Origin of the sequence: Streptomyces thermospinosisporus (assembly GCF_039526425.1) — a bacterium.
Classification (GTDB): domain Bacteria; phylum Actinomycetota; class Actinomycetes; order Streptomycetales; family Streptomycetaceae; genus Streptomyces; species Streptomyces thermocarboxydovorans.
Window position 1 is genome coordinate 14631 of the sequence record NZ_BAAAIZ010000103.1, and the last position, 1736, is coordinate 16366.

The 1736-nt window shown below is 76.4% G+C and carries 2 pseudogenes; both read right to left on the bottom strand.

The annotated features are described in order from the left end of the window. A pseudogene (locus ABD207_RS27675) lies at window positions 1-1360 on the bottom strand (PP2C family protein-serine/threonine phosphatase); the annotation flags it as partial. Further along, window positions 1357-1736 (bottom strand): annotated as a pseudogene (locus tag ABD207_RS27680) (phosphatase); the annotation flags it as partial. The pseudogenes ABD207_RS27680 and ABD207_RS27675, both read right to left, overlap by 4 nt.

Here is a 1736-nt window from a genome sequence, read left to right on the forward strand (position 1 = left end):
AGGTCAGCGTCGGCTCGTCGGGGTGGACGCGGGTGATGACCGCGGTGGCGTACAGATCGGGCTGCAGATGGTGCAGGAACCCGTGCAGCCGGGTCAGCAGCCGGCCGGGACTGCCCCCGTCCACCGCGTAGGCCCGCAGCGCGGTGCGCAGCTGGCTCATCATCACCGCCGCGTGCAGCCCGTGCCCGGTGACATCGCCGATGACGGTGATCAGGCTGCCGTCCGGCTGGCGGAAGGCGTCGTACCAGTCACCGCCGATGTTCAGGCCGTGCGTGGCCGGCAGATACCGCGCGGCGAGCGTGAGGCCGGGGGTGACCGGCAACTCGGTGAGCAGGGCCCGCTGCAGCGTCTCGGCGATGTCCCGGTTGTGCTCGAAGCGGCGCGCGTTGTCCAGGGCGATCCCGGCCCGCCGGGCCAGCTCGATCAGCATCACGGCGTCGTCCGCGTCCCAGCACGCCCCGGGCGGCGACAGCGTCAGCACACCCAGCGGGGCCCGCCGGGTCAGCAGCGGCACGCACAGCAGCGCACGCCCCGGGGAGAGCGCCGAGGCGGGATGGTCGTCGACGCCGGGCAGCCCGCCGGGGTGGTCCGCCGCGTACTGGGGCCGCCCGGTGCGCAGCGCGCGCACGGCGGCGGCCGGCCGGGAGGGCGGGCCGCGCAGGTCGTCCTCGTCGTCGAACAGCCAGACGTCCACCTCGCAGGCGTAGGCCGGCACCAGCAACTCCGGCAGCCGGCGCAGGATCTCCTCCTGGTTGAGGGAGGCGTTCAGCGCCGCGCTGGCGTCCGCCAGGAACGTCAGCCGGTGGCGGGCGTTCTCCGCCTCGGTGCGCGCCGCGCGCTCGGCGGCGAACGCCTCCCGCTGTGCCCGGCCGGCGGCGTCCAGCTCGGCGTGCAGCGCCAGCACGCCCCGGTTGGTCTGCTCCAGCTCCTCCCGGTGGAAGGCGACCAGCTCCTCCTGCTCGGTGAGCCGGTCCAGCACCACGGCGGTGTCCTCGTCGGCGCCCAGCAGCGCCTCCGCCAGCGCCGACGGTTCTGCCGTGCCGGACGGTACCGCACCGGCCGTCGCGTCCCCGCCGGGGCAGGCCACCGTGACCTCCCACGGCGGTTCGCCGCCGTCGCGCGCCTCCTGAGGTGGCGTCAGCACCAGGTGCAGCCGCGCCGATCCGGCCGGGCCGGCCGTGTCCAGGGTGAGCAGCCAGGTGCCGCCCTTGGTGAGGCACTGCCGCAGCCGCTCGCTGACCGTCGTGGCCAGCCGGGCGCGCTCGCCGGCCGGCAGGCCCCGCTCCGCGGCCAGCCGGGCGAGCGCGATCCGGGCACGGGCCGCGTCGATGACGGTGGTGATGCGCCAGGTACGGGTCATGGTCGGTCCGGCGAGGTCGGGGACAGGACGGTCACGGCGGTGTCGTCCCGCACCGGCCGTGCGGAACTCCCGGCGTCACGGATCGTCACCGCGGCCGTGACGGCCGGGTCGGCCGCGGTGAGGCCGTCGCCGGACGGGGGCGACCAGCGGCTGGGCAGCCCGTCGGTGTGCAGGATCAGCAGGCTGTCGCGGGTCCAGGGCATCTCGTCCTCGCGGAGGGTGCCGGGCCGGTGCGCCCCGACGATGCCGGGCCGGGACAGCAGCGCCCGCCACCGGTCGCCGTCCCTGAGGCGCGCGCCCACATTGCCGATCCCGGCGAACCGCAGCCGCCCGGCCCTGAGTTCGAGCTGGGCCACCGCGTCGGCCGCGCCCCGGG